Below are 26,879 nucleotides of genomic sequence, written 5' to 3'. Positions count from 1 at the left end.
TTACTGACCGCTGGACTGAATGGCATGTCCACCAAAGGCGTGACGCATCACCGAGAGCAGTTTGAAGGTCAACGCCTCCCGATCCTGACTCTGAAAACGCAGATGCAGGGCCAGACTGAGCACCGGTGCGGGTATCCCCTGTTCGATGGCCTCAATGGCGGTCCAGCGCCCCTCCCCGGAATCCGCCACCACCGCCGCCATCTGATTCCAGTCCACGCCCTTGCGCAGGGCATCCGCCGTCAGTTCGAGCAACCAACTCCGCACCACCGACCCTTCCCCCCAAAGATCGGTGATCTTGGCCAAATCGAGATCAAAGGCCGTTTTCCCCTGCAACAGGGCCAATCCTTCCGCCAGGGACTGCATCATGCCGTACTCGATGCCGTTGTGAACCATTTTGACATAATGTCCTGCGCCCACCGGTCCCACATGGGCCCACCCCCGCTCGGGATGAGGGGCCAGAATCTCGAGGAAAGGACGTACCTGCCGAGCGACTTCCGGGGTCGCCCCCACCATCAGGCAATAGCCGTTTTCCAGCCCCCACACGCCGCCGGAAGTACCGGCATCCATGAAACCGATCCCCTTTTCCGCCAACAGGGCTGCACGCCGCTCGCTGTCGTGATAATTGGAATTGCCCCCATCCACCACCACATCCCCCGGCGCAAGGCGCTGGCTCAGTCCCACCAGTTGTTCTTCGGTGATGGGTCCGCTGGGCAACATCAGCCAAATCACCCGGGGTGCAGGAAGCGCAGCAATCAGGGCATCCACTGAGGAGGCCCCCACAATGCCTGCGGAAGCCACCCAGGAACTGACCACTTCGGGCGAATGATCATGGCCCACCACGGTCACTCCGGCGCGCGCCAATCGGGTCGCCATATTCCCGCCCATCTTGCCCAACCCTATCATTCCAATTTTCATGCCGGTTTCTCCCTTGACAATGGTCTCCGCTGCCTCGTTCGACAGGACTGACCAGCGGATCATTTTAGTCCAGTTATCGGAGCAAATTGTGTCAATTCGCATCCCAGGTCCCGTCTCAGCCTATTGTGCTGACCTGCCCGGCAGCGTCTTCGATCACCATAGATGTGTGAAATTTACCGCCATAGATGAAGCCCGGTGCAAAAACACGCAGACTGACAACCACAGACCCCGCAACATACCGGGTGACCATTCACTGCATGAAGTATCATTCGGTGTGACAGAGTGCGATATCTGGGCATCATCGGATGTTGCACTTTGAACTTCAACCCATCTCCGCGAGAATCCCCTCGCTTTAGCCATGGGGAGGAAAGCGGGAAGTTGGTTTTGACTTAGATTTGTCTTGCATTATATATCTAGCATCTGTATAATTAGTACATGAGCGATTACACCATAAAATACAAGAGCAACCTGAACGTAGTTTACTCTTGCAAGTACCATTTTATATGGTGTCCTAAGTATCGGCGTTCGGTTTTAGTGAAGGGCGTTGACGTTCGTCTGAAAGAAATTATACAAGACGTTGCTACTGAGTATAAATGTGAAATATTGGAACTTGAGGTTATGCTGGATCATGTACATTTACTGGTAGAGGTTGACCCCCAGTTCGGAATACACCGGCTGATTAAGTTGATGAAGGGCAGGTCATCCAAATTGATACGTGAAGAGTTTAAGTGGATAAAGTCGCGGCTACCGACCTTGTGGACGAATAGTTACTTTGTATCGACGATTGGCGGCGCACCGCTTGAAGTGGTTAAACAATATATCGAGCAGCAAAAGCACAAATGAAACGCACCGCCACGCCCACCTTTGTTCTCAGCATTCCCCTGGTTGTGAAACCCGGTGAAGACCGGATACTGATCGGGCGCATGGAGGCGGGTAGGCGTCTGTACAACGCCACTTTAGGCGAAGCACTTCGCCGCCATGGCTTGCTGAAGCAGTCCAAAGACTGGCAGCACACCCGCACCATCGCCGACAAGAAATTGCGCTCCGACGAGTTTAAGCGGCTCTCGAAAGAAGCAGGGTTCACGCCTGCGGCCATCATCACCTTTGCCCGTACCTGCAAAAATGAAGCGGGATGGAAAGACCGGCTTGGTTCTAACGTAACCCAGCGCATCGCGGAGCAGGTGTTCGCAGCCGTGCAGCAATATGCCTTTGGTAAACGCGGTCGCCCACGTTTTAAAGGTGCTTCCCGCCCCCTGCATTCGCTTGAGGCAACCACCAATGCGGCCAACATCATCTGGAAGCCTGAAACGGGCTGTATCGAGTTTGGCGACCTCACGCTACCGGCCTTGCTACCCTCCAAAACACAAGACCCGTATTTGCACCAAGCGCTCACCAATAAAACAAAGTATTGCCGCGTGCTGTGGCGCGTTGTTTCCGGCTCACGCCGCTGGTTTGTGCAACTCATGCAGGAAGGCATCGCCCCGGCAAAGCACGAGCAGGCTTGTGGCGAAATCGTTGGTCTGGACATCGGTCCGAGCACGGTTGCTGTGGTCGGCGACAACTCCGCATCGCTGGTGAAATTCTGCGATACCGTGGTTCAGCCATGGAAAGAAACCCGCCGCTTGCAACGTGCCATGGACAGGTCTAAGCGAGCCACGAACCCGCATTGCTTTAATGCGAACGGGACGTGGAAAAAAGGCCAGAAGTTCACACCATCGAAACGTTACACGGCAATCCGCACTGAGTATGCGGAAGTGGAGCGCAAACTGGCGGCTGAGCGCAAACGCGCCCATGGTGAGCTTGCCAACCAGATTCTCGGACTGGGAAATGTCATCCAGTCCGAAACCCTGTCTTATATCGCCTTCCAGAAGAATTATGGCAAGAGCGTGAAGGTCAGAGCGCCAGGAATGTTTGTCGAACAATTGCGTCGCAAGGCTGAAAGTGCTGGCGGCCAGTTGATTGATTTGCACACCTGGTCGCTGAAAATGTCGCAGTACGACCACACCACCGGAGTTTGCACAAAGAAGCCGCTCAGTCAGCGGTGGCATGTGCTGGGGGATGGATCGGGAGTTGTGCAACGGGATGTGTATTCCGCATTCCTCGCACGCTGCGTAATAAGCAACACGCACCACCCATCCCATATCGAAACGATGTGGGCGGCTCAGAAACCTGTGCTGCTGCAAACGGGGTGGCTGCGTTCCGAACCTGCGAAGATAGAGCCTTCGGGCAAAATCACGGTGGCAACACCGTTAGAGCAGGTCGTTTGTGATAGAGGGTTTGCCATCGGTCATGGCCTGGATGCTGTAGCGGCGACGCGAGAGCCAGGAGACCCCGGTGGATTCGCCCTTAGAACCCCCTGCCTTTAGGCATGGGGAGGTTTAGTGAGGTTTGGAACAATGTGCAGTTGTGGAACCCATGGCACAGGTTTGATAAATTGACTCCCTTGGAGCGATGGTTGATCCCTGAGCGGTTGCGGGTATATCCACGGATTTTTTTCATTGCATTTGTTGGTGAATCTTTGTGGAAGTGGTGGCAATATGCCGATGGAATTCGTCATGGAAATCTTCCGGACATAGATTTTACCGTGTTTTGGCTTGCCTCAAAAGCGACTGCATCGGGCCATATCGTGATGCTTTATGATCCCCGATACCTCTATCAGTTGCTTCACCCGCTCTCCAGTTCGATCCATGGTAACTATGGCTGGTTCTATCCCCCTTCCTTTTCATTGCTCTTGTTGCCCCTGGCGGTGCTGCCTTGGCTTCCGGCTTATTTTCTGTTTGTTGGAGGAACCCTCTGGGCCTATATTCATACCTTGAAGCCTTGGTTAACCTCTCCTCGAATGGTTTGGGGCCTACTGGCTTTCCCGGGACTCTGGTTTAATCTGCTGACAGGTCAAAACGCTTTTTTGACTGCCTCTCTGGCGGGGTTGACCTTGTACTGGATGGATCGACGCTGGAAGTTATCGGCATTGTTTCTGGGGCTGCTGTTCATCAAACCCCATCTGGCCATTTTATTTCCTCTCGTGTTGTTGATCACCGGGAAGTGGCGAATTCTTGGGGGAGCTGTGTTGGTTGCAGGGGGGGTGCTGGGGCTTGCCGTTTTAGGGGAAGGAACTGAAGTACTACCGGCTTGGCTACATAGCCTTGGCGTGGCCAAATCCTGGGCTGAAAATGGTGGTCCCGATTACTGGAAGTTCATGCCCAGTGTTTTTTCCAGTCTCCGCTGGTTAGGATTGAGTATCCCGCTGGCTTATCTGTTTCATGGGTTGGTGGCGCTGACCGCTGCCCTGGCCACCGCCTGGGTGTGGCGTACCTGCCAGAACGCAGAGGTACGTGCCGCCGTCCTCACCAGTGCCAGTCTCTTGATCAGCCCTTACCTGTTTTACTATGACCTTGCCTGGTTGGCGTTACCCTTGATCCTTCTGACCCGGCAGGGATTGAAACATGGCTGGCGCTCCTGGGAACGGGAAATTTTATTGGGCACCTGGTTATGCCCCCTGCTCTGCAAAGCACTCCCCGTCATCTTTCCTTTGCAAATCGGGCCGTTGTTTACCATCGCTCTTCTTTGGATCAGCGTAAGACGGGCGCGATGGAGGGGCGTATAATCGGGTCATTATAAATGGTGCGGATGGCTATTGGTCGTAATGAAAAGGAGATATCGCTCTAATGCGATTGGACACAAATCAGATCGCATTCATACGTGAGACGGTCGCAGGTATGCTTGGCGCTTCTGCCCGTATTTATGTATTCGGCTCCCGATTACAGGATGATGCTCGGGGAGGCGATCTCGATTTGCTGCTTGAAAGCGAAACCAAGCTTTCATTTTTGCAGCGAGCGTGCATCAAGTTGACGTTGGAGTCTCATCTGGGGATACCCGTGGATATTATCTCCACGCAGCAAGGCGCTGCCCGGACCGCGTTTCAGGCCATCGCGCACATGCAGGGAGTATTGTTGTGAAAACAGATTTATTGCTGGCCGAAAAAACGCACTTGGGTAATTTGCTGGAGGCGATCCAGCGTTGTGTGTATTTTCTGGACGCAACTTCACGCAAGTTACCGTGGTTACTGAATGGGCCGTTATTACGTCAATACAAAAAAGACGAGGCCTTGTTTGAGGCTTTGTCTGCCTTTAATGAGCGTTTTTCAAAGTTACAGGATACGCTGGCGGCGGCCATGCGCCATGCGCAGCTTTTGTTGGGTGAACCCGGTGATTCTTTTCTGAAAGTGCTGACTTACTACGAGAAACATGCGGTGATTGATTCGATTGACTCTTGGCAATTACTCAGAGCAGCCCGTAATCTTGCAGCGCATGATTATGAAATTGATTATGCGGAAATTGCTGATCACTTTAATAGTTTGTATGAACTGCTCAAGGTGCTCTATCGCACTTCGCGGGCTTTTGTTTTGCATTGTGATGAGCAACTCGGCATCAAGCCTGGCAGCATGGACTTCAACTCGGAATTTTTTGAAATCACATCCCGTTTTTCTGATTCAATTTCCTCCCAAGCCCCCTCTGTAGGACAGGTGCGAACAAAACCGTCGAAAGACGCTTGAAAGAACCTGACCAACCCAGATAAGTGGAGTTGCAGACATCACACGCCCCACAATGGCCCTCATGACTTTCGCCAAAATAGTCTAGCAGAACCTGGCGCCGGCACCGCTGCGTACCGATGAATCTCTCCACCCCTTCGCGCTTTCTTTGCCACACAAGTTGACGAGATGAATTTCCGGTTCCTGCCCACTCATCACAGGAAAGTGACGGGTCCTCGGGATGATGGAGCAACAATACTTCAGATACCTGCCCATCCCGTCCGGCTCTCCCGGTTTCCTGATAGTATCCCTCGAGAGAACGTGGGGCAGCCAGATGAATCACGAAACGAATGTCCGGCTTGTCAATGCCCATCCCAAAGGCAATCGTCGCAATCATGATCTGTCCCGATGGCTGCAGAAATTGGTTCTGCGCCTGCTCACGCAAGGCCGAACTCAATCCCGCATGATAATGAAGGCAGGGCCAACCCGCGATTTGTAGCCGCATGGCAAGACTTTCCACCATTCGACGAGTAGGACAATACACAATTCCGCTTTGCCCACAGTGCCGCTGAAGAAAATTTTCCACCTGCGGCAGGACGGCCTTTCGTTCCGTCACACAATAATGCAGGTTGGGCCGGTCGAAACTGCTGACGAAACACCGTGCCCCGTCCAATGTCAGGGATTCGCCTATTTCCTGGCGGGTGTGCACATCGGCCGTTGCCGTCACGGCAATGCGTGGAACCTCCGGATATTGCTCGGCCAGCACGGACAACTGTCGATATTCAGGCCGAAAATCATGTCCCCATTCGGCAATGCAATGACACTCATCGATGGCAAACAACGCCACTTGCCTGCTCTTGTACAACCCCTTCAGCAATAACTGAAAGTGGCGCTGAACCAAACGTTCGGGAGCCAAGTAGAGGAATTTGAGTTCATGGGCCATCAACGCTTTCTGAACCTCTCTCATCTCAACCTCTGCCTGAAATGAATTGAGACATGCCGCAGCAACCCCGCGCTTCCGGAGTGCCTGAACCTGATCCTGCATCAGGGCGATGAGCGGAGAAATGACCAGAGTCACGCCGGGTCTCAACAATCCCGGGATCTGGTAGCACAGAGATTTGCCTCCGCCGGTGGGCATCAGTACCAGCGCGTGCCCCCCGCCACCGACATGATCGATCACCTCCTTCTGGAACCCACGAAATTCCGTGTATCCAAAAGTCTCACGCAAGATTTTCAGTGCAGGGTCCATGACCCCAGTATAGACAGCAACCCAATCAGGAATGGCACCGGTAAGGATGTAGTTTCTTCGTTATAATCCCAACCAGTCCTTACTGTTCAGGAATTGACCCCAGGGTCCGACCAATAAACCCGTCAGCCCTTCACGACGTTCAGGCATAGCATCAGCGTCATCGGATGCTGCGGCGATTCCCGAAAACCATGGTGCTCGTAGAACTCTTTGGCACGGTCATGAAGCGCATGCACCAGCAGCGCTCGGACACCGGCGTTCCGAGAAACCATCACTGCCCGGTTGACAGCGTCTCGCAGCAGGGATGCGCCAAGTTTGATACCCTGGGCGCGATGCTCAACCGCGAGCCGAGCCAGAACCATCACCGGAACTGGATCAGGCATGTTCCGGCGCACCAAACCGGTTGCCATCGGGTGCGAGACAGCGCCAGCTGCCATGGCGTAGTAGCCGTAAACACGGCCGTCCTGATCCGCTACCACAAACGTGCGGCTGGCACCGCTCAATTGGTTGGTCATTGCGCGGCGCTTGAGCCACTCGTCGAGAACGGCCTCACCGCACTCGAATCCATCCAGAAGGTGGGTGGCCACGAGCGGCTGAGGTGCAGTGAGTTGCAAACTCATGCCTTGGCGTTGACCCAAGGAGCAGTCACGGTCATGAGACGCTCAAGACCCGGATTGTGGCTGGGCGGGGCATCGAGCATTGCAGTGAACTGTGTGAACTTGTCGGCATCCATATTGAAGAAAACCTGGTCAAGTACTACCGCTTGCGCTTTGTCGCAGGCAGCCTCAAGCATGAAGTCCGAACGGTTCTTTCCTAACAGGGTTGCGGCATGGTCAATCAAGTTTCGTTGCTCTGGCAATGCACGCAGGTTGATGGCAGCGTTGCGCATGGAATTTCCCCTCTCAATGCATACATAGTAGATACACAAAGCATAGTCGTCAGTGTAACTGTTGTCAATACATTGAGTGTAACTGTTGTCAATACATTGGTTGCCGTATTCCACACGTCGGGTCTCAACAATCCAGGAATCTGGTAGCACAGAGACTTTCCTCCGCCGGTGGGCATCAGCACCAGCGCGTGCCCCCCGCCCCCGACATGATCGATCACCTCCTGCTGGAACCCACGAAATTCCGTGTATCCAAAAGTCTCACGCAAGATTTTCAGTGCATCGAGAAGCATTGCACGAACGCACTGAATATTCTTGACCGGTTCCACAGTGTCGCCAAACTGAATCTGGCACTTGACGAAGTGCGCGCCTCCGAGGCCATGCGACTGGTTCAGGACGGCTATGAGCCGGTGTTGAAGAAATCGCGCTGGTGCCTGCTCAAACGCAGTACCAATCCGACCCCAAAGCAGCGGGGCAAATTGCGTTATGTCCTCCGCTACAACTTGCAGAGTGTGCGGGCTTACCTTTTCAAGGAATATTTCCGGGCCCGAAAACAGTTTTCCAGCGGCATTGTCGAGGGTCTGAACAACAAAGCCAAAGTCACTATGAGAAAAGCGTATGGTTTCAGGACCTTTGAAATTCTGGAACTCGCGCTATATCATGTACTTGGAAAATCACCCGAACCAAAACTCACCCACCCATTTTACTGACGAACCTCAAAAAGCATTCATTGCTGAGTTTTCTGAACACAGTGATTTTCAGGTGATCATGAGCAACGCTTTCATTTTAGCGCGGACGTGGATCATGACTTCTGGCGGCACAACTGCCTTCTTCTTGGCCCGGCGCACTTTCCAGTCGAGTGACTTGACTTGATCAGACAGCACCGCACAGTCGACGCCATCGACCTGAGTAACGACCTCAAAGGGGTGACCCTTGATCTTCGTGGTTATCGGACAACAGACCATCAAACCTGTTTTGCTGTTGTAGTTGGCCGGACTGATCACCAATGCTGGTCGGTGCCCCGCCTGTTCGTGCCCTGCCTGCGGGTCGAATTCAAGCCAGACAACATCGCTAGCATCGGGGACATAGCCACGTGCCGCCATTAGAGCGCCTCTTTACCTACGGGTTTGCCAAAGCCGAACTCACTGTGCCCATTGCTGGCAGTGACACCACCCACCAACGCATCCAGGTCATATTCCACCTTTTTCAAAGGCTGAATGATGATGCGACCTCGTGAAACGATCAGATCCACCTTCTGCTCGAGGTGATAGCCTGCCTCCTTCAGTGCTGAAGTTGGCAGTCTCAATGCCGGGCTGTTGCCCCACTTACGGATTACGGCTTCCATGAGATTCCTCCTGTTTATGTTTCTACATTGTAGATACATTGCCCGAAAAAGGCAAGTGCTACTGTGCTACTACGTGCCCCACCTTGTACGGTGAATCGGGTCGAAGAGAGGTAAGCGTCCGGTAGACGAGCGGCCCTTTTATCCGATTCAGATTGAAGCGGAATTTTGCGACAGAGTGTCGGTCACTTTTTCTGGCGTGACCAGAGGCAGCAGTTCGTCCGGTTTGGCGTTTGGCCAAGTCGGTAATTTCTCCAAGGTATCCTTGAGCCACTGGTAGGGTTCCAGACCATTCATCCTGGCCGTTTCCAGCAAGATCCCGTTATGGGATATTATGTAACGATGCATATCATTTCGCACGCAAAGATTGTCCAGGCGCAGGCCGCGTACCCGGGTTGAGTCGGGTCTCAACAATCCCGGGATCTGGTAGCACTAGTGTTTAATTGCATTAATAAAAGATATTAATTAGAATATCACCTCCAGAGTGCATTGACGGAGGTACCCCATGTCTCGCGTTGCAGTAAAACTATCATGCACAAATGAGCAAGAGATGGCGTTGAATAAACTCGCACGCAGCCGCACAGAGCAGGCCAGATTGGTTGAGCGGGCGCAGATCGTTCTGGCTTGCTTGTCGGGCAAGCGCAACGATGAAATTGCTACCGAGATGAAGTTGCGCCCAAATACCGTAGGCATTTGGCGTAATCGCTTTGCAACGCATGGCTTGGCTGGCCTGTATGATCACGCGCGTTCCGGCAAACCCGCCACCTATGACCATCCGGCTTTACGCCAACGGATTCTGACGCAACTGGAAATGCCACCACCAGATGGCATGAGCACTTGGGATGGTGGCTTGCTTGCGGTGAGCTTGGGTGTTTCGCCTGATATTGTTTGGCGCATTTTGCGCAAAGAAGGTATTCAACTGCAACGCCATCGGTCTTGGTGCGTTAGTACTGACCCGGAGTTTGCCGCAAAGTCTGCCGACGTAATCGGGCTATATCTCGATCCACCCCACAATGCCTTGGTGCTCAGTATTGACGAGAAGCCATCAATTCAAGCCATTGAACGGACTTGTGGCTATGTTCACACCAGCAGCGGTAAGATCGTGCGTGCCATGAAGAGCACCTATAAACGTCACGGCACGTTGAATTTATTTGCCGCGCTGCAAGTTGCTACTGGACAGATACAGGGCAAAATCACTGCAACAAAAAAGCGCATAGACTTTCAAGCCTTTCTTGATGATGTGATCGCAGAGCAACCAGAGGAGCGAGAAATTCACATTGTGCTGGATAACCTATCGACCCACAAAGGAAACGCCGACTGGCTTGCTGCGCACCCAAACGTGACGCTCCACTTTACGCCCACCTCGGCGAGTTGGCTTAATCAGATTGAAATATGGTTTGGAATTTTGCAGCGCAAAGCCCTGCGGGGAGCGAGTTTTGAAAGTATCGAAAAACTTACGCAAGCCATTGAGGATTTTACGGCTGCGTACAATAAAAGCGCATCGCCGTTCGTTTGGCGAAAACGTGAAGTCAAAGGGGCTCAACTTAGAAATACTATTGTCAACTTGTGCAATTAAACACTAGAGATTTGCCTCCGCCGGTGGGCATCAGCACCAGTGCATGCCCCCCGCCACCGACATGATCGATCACCTCCTTCTGGAACCCACGAAATTCCTTGTATCCAAAAGTCTCACGCAAGATTTTCAGTGCAGGGTCCATGACCCTCAGTATAGACAGCAACCCAATCAGGAACGGCATCGGTAAGAATGTAGTTTCTTCGTTATAATCCCAACCAGTCCTTACTGTTCAGGAATTGACCCCATGGCACAAACCGCTTCCACCATGCTCGCCCTCGGAACCCAGGCACCGGATTTTTCTCTCCCGGACGCCGATGGCAAAATCTGGCGGCTTTCCGACCTGGCAAACCAGAAGCCCCTGCTGGTCATCTTCCTGTGCAACCATTGCCCTTACGTCATCCATATCCGCGAAAAACTGGCTGAGGTCACCGGTCGATTCATGACCCGGGGCGTGGCCGTGGTGGGCATCAACGCCAATGATGCCGCCCGGTACCCCTTGGACAATCCGGAAAAGATGAAGGAGGAAAGTCTCCTCGCTGGCTATGCCTTCCCTTATCTGTATGATGAATCCCAGACCATCGCCCAAACCTACCGCGCCGCCTGTACCCCGGACTTTTTTCTCTTTGATCGCCATCATCAACTGGTTTATCGGGGACAGTTCGACGGAAGTCGTCCAAAAAACGCAGAACCAGTCACTGGCAAGGATCTCATCACCGCGTTGGAAGCCGTCCTCATCGACGCACCGCAGGTCACGGATCAGTTTCCCAGCCTGGGCTGCAATATCAAATGGAAGGAAGGAAACGAGCCCGATTACTTCTGACGGGTATTACAGTTGCCCCACTGACGATTAAAGTGTGCGGTTGGAGGTCGCGCAAAATAACGTATCTATTACGTCATTACCTAAGTGGGGTATTCAGCTTAATGCTGTGCCTAGCTTCTCCATGGGTGCGAAGGCACAGAAATATCCAGCGAAGCTGGCGCTTTATGGCGAAGCTTGGCTGACACCGCGAACTCATGCGCCACAACTTTTGGCTTGGGATTAGTTACAAGCTCACGGAAGGACATAGGATGCATGGAAATGCACTGTTCGATCAACCTGTAGAAGAGCATGCCCCGATGCGTGGACTTGCGGCGGTTGAACCGAAACGCGAATTCGTCGAGATAGGCCTGCAGGTGTTCCTCCTCGAAGGATCCTTGGTGCGTGCCCATCAGCCAGCGCTTAACCAGCGCGGCGACGCGGTGTACACCCGGCAAGACCTCGTTGGCATCTTTGCCGGAGCCTTTGACGGACGTTCCATGGTGGAGGTATTCGTCTTTGGTTGCGCCTGGGTAGGATGTCAGCCCGTCGGTGTAGATGGTCGAGCCCGGTTTGATATGCTTCTGAATAAACGTCTTGAGCGCTTCGGTTTCGGCGTTGGGGATGATTTGCAACCGGCAACGCCCGAAACCCTTGGGGGAAAGCAACTCCACGGCGATGGCGACCAGCACCTTGCCTCCGGCACCGTGCCCGCGCTTGCCGTGCCTGACGCCACCAAAGACAGTCTCATCCACTTCGACATGTCCGGACAGCATGTCGTGCCCCGCATGGCTGATTGCGCACCGGAAACGGTGCAGCATCGCCCAAGCGGTAGGGTAGGAGCCGAAACCAAGGATCCGATGCAGTGTCATGGCGGAAACGCCATTCTTGGCGAAGGTAAAATGCCAGGCAGCGGCAAACCAGACGGTAAGCGGCGTTCTGGTGCGGTGAAAGATTGTCCCCGCCGTGCCGGATATACGGGTAGAGCATCCCTTGCACCACCACCGACCGCATTTCATGCGCCACGCCGTGGAGCCTCCACAATCCGGGCAAACAAAGCCGTGTGGCCAGCGAATCCAATCGAGATAGTCGAGGCAGGCGGCATCATCTGGGAACCACGCCTTAAATTCTGCGTAGTTGCGTGGGTAGTCGACCCCGGCGCGGGGCGCGACGGATCGAACTTGCGGAGTTTTTGATTCCATTGCATAATTCTAACATCACAGCACTAAGCTGAATACCCCACTTACCTAATTAAAGTGGGGAGTCGCATCATGTCGAAAGAAGTTGTTTTCACGATGAAGTTGGAACCGGAACTGCGCGCCGAATTCATGGCCGAGGCTGAGGCAACACACCGGCCCGCGTCTCAAGTGCTCCGCGAGTTGATGCGCGAGTTTGTGCAGCAGCAACGTAACGCAAGGGAATATGAGGATTTTCTGCGCGGCAAGGTAGAGGCTGGTCGAATCTCGATGGGTGCCAGCGTTGGCCGGTCGAATGAGGATGTTTGAAGCCGAGTTTGCCGCACGGCGGGCCGCTGTGGCAGTTCAGGCGTGAGGGTCATTTGGACGCCAGAAGCGCAGCAGGATCGCGCTGATGTGTGGGACCATGATGGTCAAAATGCGCGGTTTTGGGGGTCAGCTGTCGAACTCGGGGGACCGGGTATGGGCTGGGAGGTGACCATTCGCGATAGTGAAGGTGGGGAGTAATGTATAAGTTTTGGTGAAGAAGTTGGTCTGAGTTGTGGAGGATACATCATGATTCAATGCGCAACTATTCTGAATTCCTTAGGGCTTGCCACAGTTTTTTTTGGGAGCATTCTCTTATATCGAGGGACATGGGCTTATGAGCCAACACCAAGCATGGATGTGGATGAAACTGCCAAGTCAGCCCACAATTTTGCGGGCATGGTTGCTATCCAAAATAATCTCTCCCCGTCTGAGACGTCAGATTACGTTGGCAAGACAATTAACGAAGCGCTTTGCGGTGCAACTGTTAGAAACAGAAGGCGGGAAGGCCTAAATCGCAACGGATTACGTTTGCTAATACTTGGATTTTTTCTTCAATTTTCTGCGTTATGGGTGAATTAATCGCCTCCTCGCGTGAGCAGTTCGCCATGTCACCTCTCAGCCCATTGGAAAACGCAGTGATGTTGTAGGCATCCGATGCCTGTTCGGTTAAGGCGAAATGTGATGCCCCCCAGAACACAAAAAGATCTGTATAGATGCTGCAGCCTTTCGGATCGACCAGCTTCGAGTACCGAACAAAATCAATGCCGAGCATCAGGAATATTCCCCAGCATAAGAAAAGAATAGAGCCTGACGCGCCCCCGACTTAACCAGTGGTCATTTTGATCCATTTCTCCATCCATTTTTATGAAGCAAAGCAGGATTACCTCAACAGAACGTCGGGTCTGGTGCCCATACGGATACGCCTCAGGATAAGCAGCAGCATCCCTATAAACAATAATGGAGAAATCTGGGGAATGGGCAACGGAATCACAAAATGGAGTCCAATCAACAATGGGGATATCCAGACCAACCCCAACAGAACTTTTTCCCATGATCGCCACGCTTCAGGCTTGATGTCACGAACCAACCAGACCAGAGAAACCACGGCCCAAGTCATATCATAGTAATAGGCATAGGGAGTTGCGAGAATGCTCGCCATCATGAGCAGCGCATATCTGAGGGAAGCCGAGGCATTCTGGTTACGCCATCCCTGTCGTACGGCCCAAAGAGCCAATAAGGACCCCAGGGCCTGCCCAACATAGGCCTGTGCGACCGAAAGACCCAATTGACGCCCCAAGGCGAACAGCGTAGGCATTAATGTCCATGCCGCATATCGATCTTCAAACGTCACCCTGGACAAAGGAATCGCCTGTAACCAAGCATGAAAAGTGTCGATCCCAAGGATAGCCACCGCCCCCCCCATGAAGAGAAGTGCGCTGATCCCTGCCACCCACAGGGTTCGCCAATAACCTCCCGCGATCAATGCGATGGAAAACAAAACCCCCAGTTGAGGCTTGATGGAAAGCACCCCGATCAAAACCCCCGCAAGGATGGGCCGTTTTTCAAGATTCCATAGGGCGGTCGCTGCCAAGGCTGCGGTGAGCAGCCCATTTTGCCCGGTAAAAAAATTCAGCAAGGTGGCTGAGGACAGTAACCCCCACAGAACACCTTCCCACTTCAATAACCGGTAAAGCATCCCCCCCAGTCCCAGTAGAGAGATCAAACAGAAAAACAGATAGGACACGCCCAACGACAATCGGCCCAAAGGGTAGATCATCAAATAAAAAGTGGGGGGGTAATACCAACCAAAAACCCATTGGGATTGGGGTCTCAACTGCCGAACGGCCCGTTGCAGGAAATCCGGATCGTAAGCCTGAAGAGGCTGTCCCGACTCAGCCATCCTCGAGGCCGTCCAGAATACAGTGAAATCAAAAAGTCGTTGATAACTGACGCTCACCCAAAACACACCCAGGATGGAAATCAGCAACAAAGGCCATCGAAACTTACCGAAGGGAAAGCGCAAACTTTTCCTCCTCAGAACAGGAGATGCGTCGCCAGATCATGCCCATGGTCAGCCACAGGATGAATGGGGTGATCTGCACATGGGTCGCCGCCACCAGAAAGCGTCCTGCCACGGGAAGTACCCAGAGCACCAGTACCATCCAGCGCTCCCCCGGATACCATCCCTCGGTTTGGCCGTTTTCCAGCATGAAAATCAAAACATAGCCCAGCCAGATGAGGTCATAATCCATCAGGTAAGGACTGGTCATCAAGCTGACGAGTATCAGGGTTGCCCCTCGCCACCGCCACTCCGTCGTCCGTTTCCATACCAACGCCAACACCACCCAACTGACGGCCGCCAGCGTCCAGTGAACGCCATAGGCCATGGGTGAAGACACCCCGAACAAACGTAACTGCGCATACACGGTGGGCATATTGAGCCAGTAATGACTGCCCATCCCATCCTGTTCCATCATGCGCCGGGCAAGGCCCATCCCTTGCCACCATCCCCAGAAAACGGCATCTCCCAGGACGGCAACCGCTAGCCCGTTGCTGAGCAACACCACGACTGCGGCCACTGCCAGATCACGCCAGGCTCGGTTCAATAACAAAACAAACGGGAAAACCAGAGCCAATTGTGGTTTCATGGCCAGCAACCCGATCCAGACCCCTGTCCAGCCAGAGTTTTTGCGCAGGGACCAGAGGGCAGCCCCACATAAGGCTGCCGTCAAAAACCCATTTTGCCCATGCAGGAAATTCAACCATACCCCACCAAAGGAACCCAGGAACCAATAGGTCGAAGATCTGACCGAATAGCATCTCAACACCTTGACCCACGCCCCCAAGGTCGGCAGAATCCAGGCGAGATAAGCGGGGAAATAGTGGGGGAGAAACCCCAAGGGCAGAATCAATAAATAATAGGCGGGGGGATAAAACCAACCGAAGTTTCCTTTGAGGGTGGGAACAACCTGCGCCAATGTCGCATGGAGAATCGGTTCCTGATAGGCCGCCCCTGCCCTGCCCTGCAACGCCATCACTGCCGCCACCCAATAGACCGACAGATCGGAAACCATCAGAAAGCCATTTTTGGATACCGTTGAGGAAAATCCCACAAAAAACAGGGCAATTGCTCCGTAAATCCCCACGCCAATAGCACCCAACTTGGCGGTTTGTAACGGATCAAGGCGCAGATAGGTTTTAGTCATGGAAGGAAGAGGTTTCCCAAACGGTTCGCCGTTCCCACCAGAAGACAGCCATCAACCAAAACAGCAAATCCGCATACCGCACAGCGAAGCACGCCGAACGGTACGCCAGAAGATTCTGCCTCACCTGCCGGGCGCCAGCGGACTCCTCACTGGTGGTGGAAGGAGGACAGGGCATTATGAAGGGGGGGGGCGAGAATCAGAATGAACAGAAGAGGAAAAATGCACGAGATGAGGGGGAGAAGGATTTTTGTCGGAATCTTGGCCGCCTGTTCTTCCGCTTTCAAGCGTCGGTCCAGTCGCAAACTTTCAGAATAGACCCGTAAGGATTCGGCAATGCTGGTTCCAAACTTTTCCGACTGAATGAGCGAAGCCACCATGGCCTCCACATCCCGAATGCCTACCCGTTCCGCCATATTGGCCAAGGCTTGGTTGCGACTGGCGCCCGCCCGTTGTTCCAGAACCACCTGACGCAATTCATCGGCCAGGGCCCGGCTGCGGATACGCATTTCTTCCCCCACCCGGGCCAACCCGGCATCCGCAGACAAGCCCGCCTCCACACAGGTCCGCAGCAAATCCAGCGCATCTGGAAAATTTTGGGACAATTCTTCGCGCCGTCGGGCGACCATTTTACGCAACACGATGTTGGGCAAAAAGTACCCCCCCGCCGCCATGAAAAAAACCACATAGGCGATCAGGGCGGGTTTCCAGGCCGGTTGAAAAATCAGTACCCCCAATAAAAAGATGAGCGGCATCACCAGGGTCAGCAATGTCTTGAAGGAAAAAAAAACGACTTTGGCCGAATCATTCCGATACCCGGCCGACTGTAACTGCTTGGTCAGCGCCGAAACCTCTTCCGGTTTTGCTTTGTCCTCCTGCATGGAAAAACGGGCCAGGGGACTGATCCGTTTCTTCAGTTGTTGCCTCGCCACCTCGACTTGGGACCGGGTCCCAAATTCGATCTGACGCTCGCCTTGCACCGATTTTTTCAAGCGGCGCGCGGCGGGCGGGTTGATCTGATTCCACAGAACCATCCCCACGCCCAGGACCAACAGAACGGCAACCACTCCCACCGCCAGGATGAACAGATCCATTACCGATACCCCCCGACGTTCATGGGTTCTATACCTTGATCGTCGTCACGCTTTTCATCCACAGGATACCCAGGACGAATAATCCCGCCATCCCCTTCATCAACTGCTGCCCCGTGGGTTCTTTCCAGAAATAGGACAAATAATCCGGGCTCATCACCGTCATCATCAAACCAAAAGCCACGGGCAACAAACACAGGATCCATGCCGAAACCCGTCCTTCCGCCGACAGAACCCGGATAGTGCGCCGCAACTTCTGGCGCTCACGCATCAACTTGGCCAACTCCTGCAGCAAGTTGCTCAGGCTCCCCCCCGTATCCAGTTGAATCAGTACCGTCAGGACGAAATAACGTACATCCATCAGTTCGACCCGCTGGGCCAGTCCCAACACAGCTTCGCGAATGGAAGAACCATAGGTCACCTCATCGGAGGTCATACGAAATTCACTGCCAATCGGTTCGGGACTTTGTTGCCCAACCACCCGGAAGGCCCCGGAAAACGCGTGACCGGCCCGCAGTGACTGGGCCAGCATATCCAGGGCATCGGGCAATTGCTCCTCGATTTTGGTACTCCGCGCATGCACCCAGTGCCGCAACAGGGCCAGAGGCGCAAAAACCCCTACCCCCCCCAGAGGAAGCGCCAGAATCCCCAGGCCAAATCCCCACCCGAGCCCCAGTCCCAGCACCCCGCTGACCCCCATGTATCCCAGGACCTGAGCCACGGTCATCTTTTTCCCGCTTCGACCAATCAGCAGGTAAAGGGCTTCCAACCGAGGGAATTGTTTCAGTTGCTCGTCCAGTGCGGGATTCTGGGCATAGGCCCCCTTCTTGATCCAACTTTTTTCAGCCGTCGGCATGTCGTCCATGATCAGACTGAAGCGCATCTTGAACCGTTTGGAATGGTCTGCTGCCGAACGATTACCGAAGAAGGTCAACGTAAACTCCAGCAGCCCAAACAGGGCTAGAAACCCCATGATCAGCAGCAGATAACCCCAAAAGTCGAGAGTATTCATCGCGAGGCATCCGGATCAAACAGCCGTTCCGGCAATACCGAGCCATGGGACAACAGACGATCCATGAAGCGGGGTCTCACCCCCGTCGCCCGATGGCGCCCCAGAACTGCCCCGTCTGCCGCAATGCCAGTTTGCTGGAACTTGAAAATTTCCTGGGTGGTGATCATGTCTCCTTCCATCCCGGTAATTTCCAGAATGCTCATGACCTTGCGTTTCCCATCGCTGAGGCGGGAGGCCTGGATGATGGCGGTCAGGGCCGATACGATGGTCTGGCGCAAGGGACGCACGGGGATCACTATCCCCGAGATTCCCACCATGTTTTCCAGACGACTCAGGGCATCATGGGCGTTATTGGCGTGGATGGTGGCCATGGACCCCTCATGCCCCGTATTCATCGCCTGAAACATGTCGATCACTTCCCCTCCCCGTACTTCCCCGATGATGACCCGATCCGGTCTCATCCGCAAACTGTTGCGAATCAAGGCCCGTTGGTTGATTTCCCCCGTGCCTTCCACATTGGGCGGACGTGTCTCGAGACGGACTACATGGGGTTGTTGAAGACGCAATTCCGCAGCATCTTCGATGGTCACCAAACGTTCATCATCCGGGATGAAACTGGACAGTACGTTGAGCAGGGTCGTTTTTCCGCTTCCGGTTCCGCCCGAGATCAGGATATTCAGGCGGGATTTGACCATGGCAGCGATCAACATGGACATTTCCGGAGTCATACTGCCGTAATCCACCAGATCGTGCACGCTGAGGGGAACCGCCGGAAAACGGCGAATGGACAGGGCCGCCCCATCCAGCGCCAGGGGGGGAATGATGGCATTGACCCGTGAACCGTCCGGCAAACGGGCATCCACCATGGGGCTGGATTCATCGACCCGACGCCCGATGCGGGACACGATCTTGTCGATGATGCGAATCAGATGTTCCTCATCCGTGAACTTGACGTTGGTCAGTTCCAGTTTACCCTTGCGTTCCACGAATACCGTGAAGGGCCCATTGACCAGGATGTCGGAGATGGTCGGATCCGCCAGCAACGACTCCAGGGGACCCAACCCCATGACTTCATTCTGGATGGCCATCACCAAAGCGCGACGTTGGCTGTCACTCATCTCGAGGTGGCGTTCCTTGATGGTTTCCTCGACAAAACTGGCCAACCGCTGACGCAATTGTTCCTCGGAGATTTGCTCCATCATGGACAAATCAAATTTCTTGAGCAGGTCCTGATGGATCTGCGACTTCAGGCGAGAGGCTTCCACGTCCACCCGATGTACGGCGGGAATCGCCACCTCTCGTCCTCCCCCCGTCGCCGGCGGGGGCACGGAAGAATTCAGCAAATCGCGCAGTAGGGACACTTTGATCCTCCTTCTATCATCCTCATCCAGCCTTCCAATCCTCTATTTCAGGAAGATTTGAAGAGTGACGTGAGTTTACCCAACAATGAATGGTCCACATTCACCACTTTTTCTTCGGATTTCACGCCCAACAACTGGTTGCTCCACTGAATCAGTGCCTGGGTCAAAATCCCCTGGGGGGCGACCTCCATAAGCGGTTTCCCGGTGTTGATCGAGGTATTGACATTGAAAAAATCATTGGGCAAGCGCACGACAAACTTGGCTTGAAGGGCATTCTCGATATCCGCCATGGGCAGATCGTCCTTGTTGCCCTGGCGATTGGCCACCAACTTGATTTTGGACTCAGGGTAATGCAGGGCCCGAAAGGTGCGTTGCAGCCGCTGCATGCCGCGCACAAAGGGCAGGACGGTCTGCATGACCGGAAAAACCACATCCGACCGATCCATGACCCGCAGTGCAATGGGTTCCAGGGTGCGTGCCAGATCGATACAGACGAAATCGTAATGGCGCACCGCCACAGAAATGATGTCATCCACCTGATCCGGTGTGATACCCACGGACATTTCAGGATTCTGGGGAGCCCTCAACAACCAGAAAGTCTGCTCGATCTGTATGCTGGCCGACTCGATGACCGGACCGGACAAATGGGGGCGTGCCACCAGATCTGCAATACTCTTGATACTGTCATCGTCGGTCAGGCAAAATGACGCATCGGAAAACTCCAGATCCAGATCGATCATCAGCACCCGTTTTTTATGCACCTTGGCCAGAATATAAGCGAGATTGCTGGAAATGAAGGAAGCCCCACTCCCCCCCTTGCTGGGAATGAAGGAATAGACCTTCCCGCCCCGCAAGGCGCCCTCGAAGGCCGCCTGACGGGAACGTGCCCGTTCCACCACTTCAATCAACCGGTCCTCGAGTTCGGCCAGATACAGGGCATCGCGCACGCCCACCCGCATGGCCTGAACCAAAATCTGCTCTATCCGCTCGGCACAGATCAGAATCGTGCTGGAATGGGGATGTTGCAAATTGAACTTCTCGATATTGACCCAATCCGGTGCTTCCTCCTCCGAGCCATCGAGAATCAGAAGATTGGCATTGGCAATGTCCGGCATATCGAGATCGAGATGACTGGCTGACCGGTTCACCAATTCGACCTGGTCATTATCCCGCGCCCCAAGCAGCGTCACCTTGACCCGGTGAAGCAGGGCGTTATTTTTTGAAAGGACCGTGATCTTCATCGATGCGCCCACTCAACCCGGAGAATCATCATGCTCAGTAGGAACCCGTCTGATTCACCACAGGAGCCGCAACCGGACCCACTCCCGTAGCCGCTCCCATCCCCACGGCGAGCGCACTGGCCTGGGATTGGGGATGGAGATAGGAATAAATGTAATTGTCCGTGACGGCCTTGGTGGCCGCCCCATCCAGCGTAATGGGCGCAACGGACACCTGTGCGGGGGGAGTAACAGAATGCAACGCGATGTTATTCCTCACTGCATCACCAAACCTGGGATCTCCCTCGTATTCGGCACACCCGGCCATCATCAGAAGTGGGAGCACATAGGCGGCCAACTGGACTGATTTCATTTCTCATCTCCTTCCATTTTGCCCTCGAGTTGAAACTGGGTTCGGGTCGGGGGCTTGAAACTGTCCGAAGGCAGGGCAACCCGCTGCGTCGTCCCCTGAACGAGATGGGGCGTCACCACAAACACCAGTTCGGTTCGATTGTGCTGAAACTCCGAACTGCGAAACAAGGGGCCCAGAATGGGCAGTTCGCCCAGCAAGGGGAAAGCCTTGATGGTTTCCAGAATATTACTCTGAATCAGTCCACCGATCGCCAGACTTTCTCCATCGTTCAACTGAACGGTGGTGGACGCCCGTCGTGTGGTGATGGTGGGCACCACCGTGGCACCGGTCCCGGTTCCAAAGGTCGTCCCCGTGGACAGCAACTCGGAAACCTCGGGCGAAACCCGCAGATTGATTTTTCCTCCATCCAGTACGGTGGGCAAGAAATTCAGACCCACCCCATAATCCTCTTCCTGCAGGGTGATGAAAACCCCTCCTCCCACGCCAGAACTTTGTGGAATGGGGATATAGATTTTTCCACCGGCCAGGAAGGAGGCTTCCTGACCGCTCATGGCCACGATATTGGGTTCCGCCAATACCTTGGCGCGTCCCTTGTCGATTTCTCCCTGCAGGGTCATATTGGTAGTACCCCCGGTATATCCCACTCCACCGAGCAGATTGAAATTGGAAAACAGTGCGTTGGCTCCAGTTGTCGGCAATCCAGTTGTAGACGGCGAAAAGGAACTTACCCCGCCAAAAACCGTCGAACCCTGCTGTCCAAACGTCGCGTTGGCTCCCATCCGATCATCCAGGGTTTTCTGGATTTCCACCACCTTGACTTCCAGCATCACCTGCGAAACATTGCGCGTGGCCAACAGATTGACGATCTTTTTGCCCCCATACTGCTCGGCGATCAGTACGATCTGGCGAAGGATCACGCCATTGGCCACCGATCCCGACAATACAAAGGATTCTCCCGCCGCACTCACCGTCACACCCTTTTCCTGGGGGACCAACTCGTGCAACTTGCCCTGCAATCCGGATACATCGATGGACACCACCACGTCCATGGAGGTCATGGCTCCATCCTTGGTCCACAGAAACAGATTGGTGCTGCCCACTTTCTTGCCCACCAGAAAGATTTCGCGATTGCGCACCAGACTGACGTCTGCAATCTCGGGATTGGAAACCGAGACCCGCACCAGGGGAGCCTCCGCGTGCACGCGCAAGGATTTGTTCAGCGGCAACTGCAATAAGGGCGCGCGATCTCCCGACACCTGCAGAGGAGGCGCTTCCACCACCGGAACCAGGTTTGCCGGCGGAAGGACGGGGGAAGGTACGGGATCGGCCCGCCCCACCTCCACCATCATCATCAGCAGCCAAGATACGCCCATCACCCATTGGATTATTTTCATGTCATTCTCTATTGCGGGACGGTGGACCCATGAACGGTGCCACGGATGATCTCGATGGAAGGATTCACCCGTTCCACCCAACGAGGTTTGACCCCAGCGCGAATCGGCGTAACCGGTACCGCCGCATTGCCCAGCAAGGCTGCCTTTCGCACCCCGGCGGTGATCACTTCCTTTTTATCTACCTGATTGCGCAGCACCAGACTGACCGATCCCACGGCTTTGGCCAAATCCAGGGTTTCTGCCTGCTGCGGGGTTACCTCGAGGGTCACGGAATTCACCACCTTAGCTTTGACGTCATCCTTCAGGGTGACATCCTGTGCAACGGCCAATACCCGCACATCCTGAAGCACGATCTTGGAAATCATGTGGCTTTGTTCATCCTGCAGGCTGACCAATACATCCACGAGATTGCCCGGCAAGGCAAACCCCGCTACCCCCGCCACATCGTTGACATGGACGGCCATGGCCCGCTTGCCTTGGCCGATCAGGGCCGACAATCCCGCACGACTGCCTTCTGGTGCCAGATGTGACTCCAGCACCGGTTCCCCCAGAGCCAAGGGGGTGACCACAATACGATTGTTCAAAAGGGAGGGATCTGAAAAGCCACCGATGATGGGTTCCTTGGCGGGCCAGTCGATCTTTCTGAGCATGCCCGCATTCAGGTTTTCACCGGCCTGAATCGGCAGGGACGCCACCACTACCTTGACCGACTGATGGGAAACGCGGGAATCAATCTGACGATTGACCCAGCGCACCGCCCCCCACAGGGTCAATGCGCTGAGCACAAGAGAAATGATCAGGAATAACAGCGCTTTTTGTTTTTGCATGGCGTTACCGCTTTCTGCTCCCGATTCAACACATCAACTCGCTCTAAAATTTCTCACTCCCCTCAAAATGACAGAAAGGATCGGAACTCATAAACCCCCACCCCCACGGCAATGGCCACCGCGTAGGGCAAGCGCCGCGAAGCGCGCAAGACCAAGGTTAGAACCGCCAATACACCCCCTGCCAAGGCAGTGTAGAGCGCACTATATAACACGCCCTGCGGCCCCAGATACACCCCCACCAGACCCAGCAACTTGAGGTCCGCCGCGCCCATCCCGCCCAACCAATAGAAAGGCAGAAACACAATCAATCCCAGCAACCCGCCCAGCACAGCCTTCCATGGATCGAGCCCAAACAGCCAGAACAGGATCACATACGCCACCAGGCCCAGCCCCAACCACACATTCGGTACCTGCCGAGAACGAACATCCGTCCAAACCGCAACAGCAAGTACGCAACCTAGAACGAAAGATTCGAGGGCATGAACGTCCTGCATACCCTCGCCAAGTGCCGTGAATCAAATCGTAGTAGAAAGAGTTGTAAATATAGACTTGACACTACCGCCCAGTGATGTAACTGCTGCAATGATGGCCACCGCAATTAATGCTGCCAGAAGGGCATACTCAATGGCGGTGACGGCTTCTTCCGAACCCACAAAACGTTTCAATCCCAGAATGAACTTTTTCATGACTTTCTCCCTTTGGCTTTGGTACTCAAAAGATGATGCTGAACCTTCATTTAACCACAGATACCCTAAACCGACGACTTCTCTTTCCTTGCCAGTCCGCGATGCCCCCGATAAACTCTTGCCACGAGTGCATGTTATAACATGAGAATTTTGTCTTGATCAATATAATTTTTTGAGGCTCCATTAACTTATCCTGTTGATCTCGAATCATTAAATCATTCCCCGAGACAACCACAGGAATTACCCCGTCACTGAGTAGGAAATAATGACTGTCTTTATTGATCAGAAATAACTACGCCCAGAGACCGCCTCCCAAATACATAACGAATCGAATCACAAACTCGTGGTATTTCACCCCATGGATTACGTTATATTTTTACTATTTCTTCTGGTATTTACCTTGTACCTTCTAATATTTACATTACCCAACAATTAGTTACGAAAAATACCCCTTGCGATTCCATTTTTATTGGCGTTAAAATCACACTCGTCAACCTTCGGAATATAGAGATCATGTCCAGTGAGCGCGGTGTAGCCGCCGTGGAATTTGCCCTCATCTTCCCCCTCATGTTACTTCTCATGTTCGGGATCATTGAGTTTGGCACGATGATGTATGACCAAATCATGGTCACCAATGCGGCACGGGAAGGGGCGCGCTGGGGTTCGGTGCAGTCGGTTTCTCTGGCGCATCCCATCACCTCCTGTTCTGAGGTTTCCAGCATTCAAGGAGGATGTCCAGCGAGTTGCTCGGGCTCAGGCTCGGGCAGCGATGCTTGCACGGTGGCCAGCAACTACGCGGCCAATACCCTCATTTCCTACCAGGGAGGAAGCAACAACTCCCCCGTGGTGACGGTCGACTTCTGCCCTAGTAACAAGTGTCCCAACGGTGCAGCGATCGAGGTCACCGTCCAATACACCTTCCAGGGGCTGGGCCTGGGCTCATTGAGCGCTGTCCAGGGTTCGAACAACCTTTCTTCTACGGCGGTGATGTACTATGAATAAATCTCTCGGAATTTCAGCATCATCCCACGTTTCCCTGCTGTCGAATCAGCGTGGTGCCGTCAGCGTTGTTGCCGCGCTCTCCATGACAGCCCTGATGGGCGTGGGGGCCATGGCCGTGGATGTAGGCAATGTCATGGTGGCGCGCAATGATGTCCAGAATGCTGCGGATGCAGCCGCCCTGCGTGGGGCAGGACTGCTGTACACCCAGGGTTCTTCTTCCCCTGACTTTTCCGCCATGAACAATAGTCCCGGTGGGCCAGTCTATACTACGGCCGACCTGAATACCCCCATCGAAAAACAAGATACGCTCACGGTCAATGCCAACTACTGGAAAAGCCTCAACTCGAGCGCCCCTTCCAATGATGCTGCCGTCAGGGTCACCTACACCAAGCGTGTCAACCTGTTCTTTGCCGGCATCCTTGGCATGAACAGCATGAATGTGACGGCCACTTCCACGGCTATCGTCCAGAACCAGAACAGTTCGGGATTGGGCGCAGGGGGGACCCATCTTCCCATCGCCCTTCCTCAATGCGCCATCAACCAGTATTGGGACAGCAACAATAATCAGCCCAGAACCGATCAAATCCAGATAGGCCCCACCCATACCTGTTCTGGTGGAAACGGAAATCAGGAAAACCAGGGAAACCAACAAGAGAACCAGGGAAACCAACAAGAGAATCAGGGAAACCAACAGGACAATCAGCAACAACAGCAGGATAATCAGCAACAACAGCAGGATAATCAGCAACAACAGCAGGATAATCAGCAACAACAAAATAACAGCGAGAACAGTGCCTCTTTCCTACGGTTCACGAATGCACAGCATGGCACACGCCATGCCGCCCCGCTGATGAACTATGTGGTGAATAACCAACCTCATCTGGTACGGATGGCCTACGCCCTGCCCGCAAGCGCACTTCAGTTGCAGGGCTATCGATCGGGCTTTGTTAGGGTGACCAATAGCGGTGCAGATCGCAACGGAAGCGCCAATACTGTTCAGGGCACAGGCCAGGGGGCAGGCGGCCCAGGTAACGGGAACGGTCCTGGCCAAGGCGCGGGCCAAGGCTTGGGGGCCGACGCCCATGTTGGCGCCAGTGTCAATACGGGGGATACCAGTGCGGGGGTCAGCGTCAATATAGGCATCGGATCGGGACAAAGCAGTGGGAACAGTTGCATCACCGGACAATTCACCCCCCTGACTTCACAACCCGACAACAGTATTTTCAGCCACTCTGAACAGGTAGCGCAAAACGGCAACCCCGAGGATCTTCATGTGGGTGACCAGATCGATCTGGAAAACGGTGACTACAGCAGTTCTCAGGGCAGCCAGGGCAATAGTGGAGATCAGCATCATAGCCAGCGGGAATCCCGACAACACCTGGCCCAATCCCACTCCCTCATCGGTTTGATCCGAGCAGACCACCTTCCTGCCTCGGTCAACTCAACGGGTTTCAGCCGCCTTCAGCTTTCAATTCCATCCTCTGGCCTCCTTCGGGTAGACCAGCAAGGGAATGGAAACCAGAATCAGGGCAACGACAACAACCAGAATCAGGGGAACGATAACAATCAGGGAAACCAGCAGAACGGGGGAGATCCTTATACCACCATCAACAATTGCAGCGCAGCCGGGAATCACTCCTGCGAATATTCCATCGTTCCCGTGGTGGACAGTGCCACCCCGGGGCCCCATGGCAAGCAGACCATTGTCGGTTTTGCCTGCCTCCATGTCCTGTCAGCGGTCAATGGCACGATCAACGCCACCCTGTCCATGGGGTGCATCAGCAACTCCAGCGCAAGTGTCAATATGGCGTCCTCGTCCTCGTCGTCTTCAAGCAGTTCGACACAAACCTCCTATGGCGTAGTGAGCCCACCGCGTTTGGCCCAATAGTCTTTGAACGTCTCCAGCATCACTTGGGGTG

At 54.1% G+C, this 26,879-nt stretch carries 29 protein-coding genes and 3 pseudogenes; 11 read left to right on the top strand and 21 right to left on the bottom strand.

Annotated elements, in window-relative coordinates:
* Positions 1-978, bottom strand: a complete 978-nt coding sequence (gene gnd / locus HO274_RS11480) for a phosphogluconate dehydrogenase (NAD(+)-dependent, decarboxylating) (RefSeq protein ID WP_273119804.1) — start codon at positions 976-978, stop codon at positions 1-3.
* A gap of 372 nt (positions 979-1,350) precedes the next feature.
* Here gnd and tnpA point away from each other — a divergent pair, with 372 nt between their 5' ends.
* The 5 genes from tnpA (at position 1,351) to HO274_RS11455 (ending at position 5,467) form a co-directional block, all read left to right on the top strand.
* Positions 1,351-1,758: an IS200/IS605 family transposase gene (tnpA, locus tag HO274_RS11475; RefSeq protein WP_273119803.1), complete on the top strand. Its 408-nt coding sequence runs from the start codon at positions 1,351-1,353 to the stop codon at positions 1,756-1,758.
* Positions 1,755-3,281 (top strand): transposase, encoded by a 1,527-nt coding sequence (locus HO274_RS11470; protein WP_273119801.1) that lies wholly within the window; start codon positions 1,755-1,757, stop codon positions 3,279-3,281. The genes tnpA and HO274_RS11470 overlap by 4 nt, the downstream gene beginning before the upstream one ends.
* Before the next feature lie 89 nt (positions 3,282-3,370).
* Positions 3,371-4,519, top strand: coding sequence for a glycosyltransferase family 87 protein (locus HO274_RS11465; protein WP_273119799.1), 1,149 nt, complete (start codon positions 3,371-3,373; stop codon positions 4,517-4,519).
* Positions 4,520-4,580: 61 nt separating this feature from the next.
* Positions 4,581-4,871 (top strand): nucleotidyltransferase domain-containing protein, encoded by a 291-nt coding sequence (locus tag HO274_RS11460; RefSeq protein WP_273119797.1) that lies wholly within the window; start codon positions 4,581-4,583, stop codon positions 4,869-4,871.
* Positions 4,868-5,467, top strand: a complete 600-nt coding sequence (locus HO274_RS11455) for a hypothetical protein (protein WP_273119795.1) — start codon at positions 4,868-4,870, stop codon at positions 5,465-5,467. The genes HO274_RS11460 and HO274_RS11455 overlap by 4 nt, the downstream gene beginning before the upstream one ends.
* Here HO274_RS11455 and HO274_RS11450 read toward each other — a convergent pair.
* The 4 genes and pseudogenes from HO274_RS11450 to HO274_RS13605 form a co-directional block, all read right to left on the bottom strand.
* The gene (locus HO274_RS11450; RefSeq protein WP_273119793.1) at positions 5,385-6,692 is read right to left on the bottom strand and encodes a RecQ family ATP-dependent DNA helicase; all 1,308 of its coding nucleotides are present in this window, start codon (positions 6,690-6,692) and stop codon (positions 5,385-5,387) included. The genes HO274_RS11455 and HO274_RS11450 overlap by 83 nt on opposite strands.
* 122 nt (positions 6,693-6,814) lie before the next feature.
* On the bottom strand, positions 6,815-7,309 hold the full coding sequence (locus tag HO274_RS11445; protein WP_273119791.1) for a GNAT family N-acetyltransferase: 495 nt from the start codon (positions 7,307-7,309) through the stop codon (positions 6,815-6,817).
* Positions 7,306-7,578 carry a type II toxin-antitoxin system TacA family antitoxin gene (locus HO274_RS11440; protein WP_273119788.1) on the bottom strand — a complete coding sequence of 91 codons (273 nt, stop codon included), beginning with the start codon at positions 7,576-7,578 and terminating at the stop codon, positions 7,306-7,308. Before HO274_RS11440 ends, HO274_RS11445 begins: the two co-directional genes overlap by 4 nt.
* A gap of 122 nt (positions 7,579-7,700) precedes the next feature.
* Positions 7,701-7,868, bottom strand: a pseudogene (locus tag HO274_RS13605) (DEAD/DEAH box helicase); the annotation flags it as partial.
* Between HO274_RS13605 and HO274_RS11435 the strand changes: the two are divergent.
* Complete coding sequence (locus HO274_RS11435; protein ID WP_420537409.1) at positions 7,788-8,285, top strand: transposase; 498 nt, start codon at positions 7,788-7,790, stop codon at positions 8,283-8,285. The pseudogene HO274_RS13605 and the gene HO274_RS11435 sit on opposite strands and share 81 nt — an antisense overlap.
* Positions 8,286-8,333: 48 nt before the next feature.
* Here HO274_RS11435 and mazF read toward each other — a convergent pair whose 3' ends face one another.
* The 3 genes and pseudogenes from mazF to HO274_RS11420 form a co-directional block, all read right to left on the bottom strand.
* Positions 8,334-8,678, bottom strand: coding sequence for an endoribonuclease MazF (gene mazF / locus HO274_RS11430; protein ID WP_273119785.1), 345 nt, complete (start codon positions 8,676-8,678; stop codon positions 8,334-8,336).
* Positions 8,678-8,920 carry an AbrB/MazE/SpoVT family DNA-binding domain-containing protein gene (locus HO274_RS11425; RefSeq protein WP_273119783.1) on the bottom strand — a complete coding sequence of 81 codons (243 nt, stop codon included), beginning with the start codon at positions 8,918-8,920 and terminating at the stop codon, positions 8,678-8,680. The genes mazF and HO274_RS11425 overlap by 1 nt, the downstream gene beginning before the upstream one ends.
* 147 nt (positions 8,921-9,067) lie before the next feature.
* A pseudogene (locus HO274_RS11420) lies at positions 9,068-9,232 on the bottom strand (transposase domain-containing protein); the annotation flags it as partial.
* Positions 9,233-9,422: 190 nt separating this feature from the next.
* Here HO274_RS11420 and HO274_RS11415 point away from each other — a divergent pair.
* Both HO274_RS11415 and HO274_RS11410 read left to right on the top strand, forming a co-directional pair.
* Positions 9,423-10,493 carry an IS630 family transposase gene (locus HO274_RS11415; protein ID WP_273119781.1) on the top strand — a complete coding sequence of 357 codons (1,071 nt, stop codon included), beginning with the start codon at positions 9,423-9,425 and terminating at the stop codon, positions 10,491-10,493.
* Positions 10,494-10,737: 244 nt separating this feature from the next.
* Positions 10,738-11,313 (top strand): thioredoxin family protein, encoded by a 576-nt coding sequence (locus HO274_RS11410; RefSeq protein WP_273119779.1) that lies wholly within the window; start codon positions 10,738-10,740, stop codon positions 11,311-11,313.
* A gap of 110 nt (positions 11,314-11,423) precedes the next feature.
* Here HO274_RS11410 and HO274_RS11405 read toward each other — a convergent pair whose 3' ends face one another.
* A complete protein-coding gene (locus tag HO274_RS11405; RefSeq protein ID WP_273119777.1) occupies positions 11,424-12,491 on the bottom strand; it encodes an IS1595 family transposase in 1,068 nt (355 codons plus the stop codon).
* 69 nt (positions 12,492-12,560) lie between these two features.
* Here HO274_RS11405 and HO274_RS11400 point away from each other — a divergent pair.
* Positions 12,561-12,840, top strand: a pseudogene (locus HO274_RS11400) (antitoxin of toxin-antitoxin stability system).
* 438 nt (positions 12,841-13,278) lie between these two features.
* On the opposite strand, the gene HO274_RS11395 reads toward HO274_RS11400, so the two are convergent.
* The 12 genes from HO274_RS11395 to HO274_RS11340 form a co-directional block, all read right to left on the bottom strand.
* Positions 13,279-13,566 (bottom strand): hypothetical protein, encoded by a 288-nt coding sequence (locus HO274_RS11395; protein ID WP_273119772.1) that lies wholly within the window; start codon positions 13,564-13,566, stop codon positions 13,279-13,281.
* A 108-nt stretch (positions 13,567-13,674) separates the two neighbouring features.
* Positions 13,675-14,781 carry a glycosyltransferase family 87 protein gene (locus tag HO274_RS11390; RefSeq protein ID WP_273119771.1) on the bottom strand — a complete coding sequence of 369 codons (1,107 nt, stop codon included), beginning with the start codon at positions 14,779-14,781 and terminating at the stop codon, positions 13,675-13,677.
* 16 nt (positions 14,782-14,797) lie between these two features.
* A complete protein-coding gene (locus HO274_RS11385) occupies positions 14,798-16,000 on the bottom strand; it encodes a glycosyltransferase family 87 protein (RefSeq protein WP_273119769.1) in 1,203 nt (400 codons plus the stop codon).
* A gap of 146 nt (positions 16,001-16,146) precedes the next feature.
* Positions 16,147-17,091, bottom strand: a complete 945-nt coding sequence (locus tag HO274_RS11380; protein ID WP_273119766.1) for a type II secretion system F family protein — start codon at positions 17,089-17,091, stop codon at positions 16,147-16,149.
* Positions 17,092-17,119: 28 nt separating this feature from the next.
* Positions 17,120-18,100, bottom strand: coding sequence for a type II secretion system F family protein (locus HO274_RS11375; protein WP_273119764.1), 981 nt, complete (start codon positions 18,098-18,100; stop codon positions 17,120-17,122).
* The gene (locus HO274_RS11370; RefSeq protein WP_273119762.1) at positions 18,097-19,461 is read right to left on the bottom strand and encodes a TadA family conjugal transfer-associated ATPase; all 1,365 of its coding nucleotides are present in this window, start codon (positions 19,459-19,461) and stop codon (positions 18,097-18,099) included. The genes HO274_RS11375 and HO274_RS11370 overlap by 4 nt, the downstream gene beginning before the upstream one ends.
* 47 nt (positions 19,462-19,508) lie before the next feature.
* Positions 19,509-20,702, bottom strand: a complete 1,194-nt coding sequence (locus HO274_RS11365) for a CpaE/TadZ family protein (protein ID WP_273119760.1) — start codon at positions 20,700-20,702, stop codon at positions 19,509-19,511.
* Positions 20,703-20,736: 34 nt separating this feature from the next.
* On the bottom strand, positions 20,737-21,051 hold the full coding sequence (locus HO274_RS11360) for a hypothetical protein (RefSeq protein ID WP_273119758.1): 315 nt from the start codon (positions 21,049-21,051) through the stop codon (positions 20,737-20,739).
* A complete protein-coding gene (locus HO274_RS11355; RefSeq protein WP_273119756.1) occupies positions 21,048-22,445 on the bottom strand; it encodes a type II and III secretion system protein family protein in 1,398 nt (465 codons plus the stop codon). Before HO274_RS11355 ends, HO274_RS11360 begins: the two co-directional genes overlap by 4 nt.
* A gap of 8 nt (positions 22,446-22,453) precedes the next feature.
* On the bottom strand, positions 22,454-23,272 hold the full coding sequence (gene cpaB / locus HO274_RS11350; protein WP_273119754.1) for a Flp pilus assembly protein CpaB: 819 nt from the start codon (positions 23,270-23,272) through the stop codon (positions 22,454-22,456).
* Between the two features lie 62 nt (positions 23,273-23,334).
* Complete coding sequence (locus tag HO274_RS11345; protein WP_273119752.1) at positions 23,335-23,766, bottom strand: A24 family peptidase; 432 nt, start codon at positions 23,764-23,766, stop codon at positions 23,335-23,337.
* 21 nt (positions 23,767-23,787) lie between these two features.
* Positions 23,788-23,958, bottom strand: coding sequence for a Flp family type IVb pilin (locus tag HO274_RS11340; RefSeq protein ID WP_273119750.1), 171 nt, complete (start codon positions 23,956-23,958; stop codon positions 23,788-23,790).
* A 513-nt stretch (positions 23,959-24,471) separates the two neighbouring features.
* Here HO274_RS11340 and HO274_RS11335 point away from each other — a divergent pair.
* Together HO274_RS11335 and HO274_RS11330 are read left to right on the top strand one after the other, a co-directional pair.
* On the top strand, positions 24,472-24,960 hold the full coding sequence (locus tag HO274_RS11335) for a TadE/TadG family type IV pilus assembly protein (protein WP_273119748.1): 489 nt from the start codon (positions 24,472-24,474) through the stop codon (positions 24,958-24,960).
* The gene (locus HO274_RS11330; protein WP_273119746.1) at positions 24,953-26,848 is read left to right on the top strand and encodes a pilus assembly protein TadG-related protein; all 1,896 of its coding nucleotides are present in this window, start codon (positions 24,953-24,955) and stop codon (positions 26,846-26,848) included. The genes HO274_RS11335 and HO274_RS11330 overlap by 8 nt, the downstream gene beginning before the upstream one ends.
* Positions 26,849-26,879: the final 31 nt, after the last annotated feature.

It is taken from the genome of Ferrovum myxofaciens (assembly GCF_013181415.1).
Lineage (GTDB): Bacteria > Pseudomonadota > Gammaproteobacteria > Burkholderiales > Ferrovaceae > Ferrovum > Ferrovum myxofaciens.
Note: the sequence above shows the minus strand (reverse complement) of the source record. Positions and strands in the feature narration are given on the sequence as shown.

What these genes read in the sequence shown, in the direction of transcription:
- HO274_RS11385 (WP_273119769.1), bottom strand. Translation starts at nt 16,000, where the DNA reads ATGACTAAAACCTATCTGCGCCTTGATCCGTTACAAACCGCCAAGTTG.
- HO274_RS11440 (WP_273119788.1), bottom strand. Translation starts at nt 7,578, where the DNA reads ATGCGCAACGCTGCCATCAACCTGCGTGCATTGCCAGAGCAACGAAAC.
- cpaB (WP_273119754.1), bottom strand. Translation starts at nt 23,272, where the DNA reads ATGCAAAAACAAAAAGCGCTGTTATTCCTGATCATTTCTCTTGTGCTC.
- HO274_RS11425 (WP_273119783.1), bottom strand. Translation starts at nt 8,920, where the DNA reads ATGGAAGCCGTAATCCGTAAGTGGGGCAACAGCCCGGCATTGAGACTG.
- HO274_RS11405 (WP_273119777.1), bottom strand. Translation starts at nt 12,491, where the DNA reads ATGGAATCAAAAACTCCGCAAGTTCGATCCGTCGCGCCCCGCGCCGGG.
- HO274_RS11470 (WP_273119801.1), top strand. Translation starts at nt 1,755, where the DNA reads ATGAAACGCACCGCCACGCCCACCTTTGTTCTCAGCATTCCCCTGGTT.
- tnpA (WP_273119803.1), top strand. Translation starts at nt 1,351, where the DNA reads ATGAGCGATTACACCATAAAATACAAGAGCAACCTGAACGTAGTTTAC.
- HO274_RS11345 (WP_273119752.1), bottom strand. Translation starts at nt 23,766, where the DNA reads ATGCAGGACGTTCATGCCCTCGAATCTTTCGTTCTAGGTTGCGTACTT.
- HO274_RS11360 (WP_273119758.1), bottom strand. Translation starts at nt 21,051, where the DNA reads ATGAAATCAGTCCAGTTGGCCGCCTATGTGCTCCCACTTCTGATGATG.
- HO274_RS11410 (WP_273119779.1), top strand. Translation starts at nt 10,738, where the DNA reads ATGGCACAAACCGCTTCCACCATGCTCGCCCTCGGAACCCAGGCACCG.
- HO274_RS11380 (WP_273119766.1), bottom strand. Translation starts at nt 17,091, where the DNA reads ATGGATCTGTTCATCCTGGCGGTGGGAGTGGTTGCCGTTCTGTTGGTC.
- HO274_RS11415 (WP_273119781.1), top strand. Translation starts at nt 9,423, where the DNA reads ATGTCTCGCGTTGCAGTAAAACTATCATGCACAAATGAGCAAGAGATG.
- HO274_RS11375 (WP_273119764.1), bottom strand. Translation starts at nt 18,100, where the DNA reads ATGAATACTCTCGACTTTTGGGGTTATCTGCTGCTGATCATGGGGTTT.
- HO274_RS11355 (WP_273119756.1), bottom strand. Translation starts at nt 22,445, where the DNA reads ATGAAAATAATCCAATGGGTGATGGGCGTATCTTGGCTGCTGATGATG.
- HO274_RS11365 (WP_273119760.1), bottom strand. Translation starts at nt 20,702, where the DNA reads ATGAAGATCACGGTCCTTTCAAAAAATAACGCCCTGCTTCACCGGGTC.
- HO274_RS11460 (WP_273119797.1), top strand. Translation starts at nt 4,581, where the DNA reads ATGCGATTGGACACAAATCAGATCGCATTCATACGTGAGACGGTCGCA.
- gnd (WP_273119804.1), bottom strand. Translation starts at nt 978, where the DNA reads ATGATCCGCTGGTCAGTCCTGTCGAACGAGGCAGCGGAGACCATTGTC.
- HO274_RS11335 (WP_273119748.1), top strand. Translation starts at nt 24,472, where the DNA reads ATGTCCAGTGAGCGCGGTGTAGCCGCCGTGGAATTTGCCCTCATCTTC.
- HO274_RS11330 (WP_273119746.1), top strand. Translation starts at nt 24,953, where the DNA reads ATGAATAAATCTCTCGGAATTTCAGCATCATCCCACGTTTCCCTGCTG.
- HO274_RS11450 (WP_273119793.1), bottom strand. Translation starts at nt 6,692, where the DNA reads ATGGACCCTGCACTGAAAATCTTGCGTGAGACTTTTGGATACACGGAA.
- mazF (WP_273119785.1), bottom strand. Translation starts at nt 8,678, where the DNA reads ATGGCGGCACGTGGCTATGTCCCCGATGCTAGCGATGTTGTCTGGCTT.
- HO274_RS11395 (WP_273119772.1), bottom strand. Translation starts at nt 13,566, where the DNA reads ATGCTCGGCATTGATTTTGTTCGGTACTCGAAGCTGGTCGATCCGAAA.
- HO274_RS11445 (WP_273119791.1), bottom strand. Translation starts at nt 7,309, where the DNA reads ATGAGTTTGCAACTCACTGCACCTCAGCCGCTCGTGGCCACCCACCTT.
- HO274_RS11340 (WP_273119750.1), bottom strand. Translation starts at nt 23,958, where the DNA reads ATGAAAAAGTTCATTCTGGGATTGAAACGTTTTGTGGGTTCGGAAGAA.